The following is a 426-nucleotide window of genomic DNA, read 5'->3' as shown; positions in this document are numbered from 1 at the left end:
TTGAACGAGAACAGGTTCTCGGTGATGACGGCGCCGCCCAGCAGGCCGCCGATGTCGTACGCGACGATCGTCGCGAGCGGGATCAGCGCGTTGCGGAATGCGTGCCGGACGACGACCACGCGCTCGGGCAGGCCCTTGGCGCGCGCCGTGCGGACGTCCTCCTGGCCCATGACCTCGAGCATCGACGCGCGCGAGTAGCGCGTGTACGACGCGAGGGAGATGAGCATCAGGGCGAGCGTCGGCAGCACGAGGTGCGTGTACTTGTCGAGGCCCGAGACCCAGAAGTCGCCACCCAGGCCCGGGGTCTCGGAGCCGATCGTGGCGATCGGGCGGCCGCGGACCTGCGTGAAGTAGCTGGGCCACGCGATCATGAAGCGGTCGAGCATGACGAGCCCGGCCACGAGGAACGACGTGAGCCCGGCGACG

General features: G+C 69.5%; 1 protein-coding gene. It reads right to left on the bottom strand.

Annotation, left to right across the window (positions count from 1 at the left end; all coding sequences use genetic code 11):
- On the bottom strand, window positions 1–426 hold a 426-nt coding region (locus G3I71_RS48280), incomplete at both ends, for an ABC transporter permease (protein ID WP_164325324.1).

Source organism: Streptomyces sp. SID12501 (assembly GCF_010550245.1).
In the GTDB taxonomy this organism is placed as follows: Bacteria; Actinomycetota; Actinomycetes; order Streptomycetales; family Streptomycetaceae; genus Streptomyces.
Note: the sequence above shows the minus strand (reverse complement) of the source record. Positions and strands in the feature narration are given on the sequence as shown.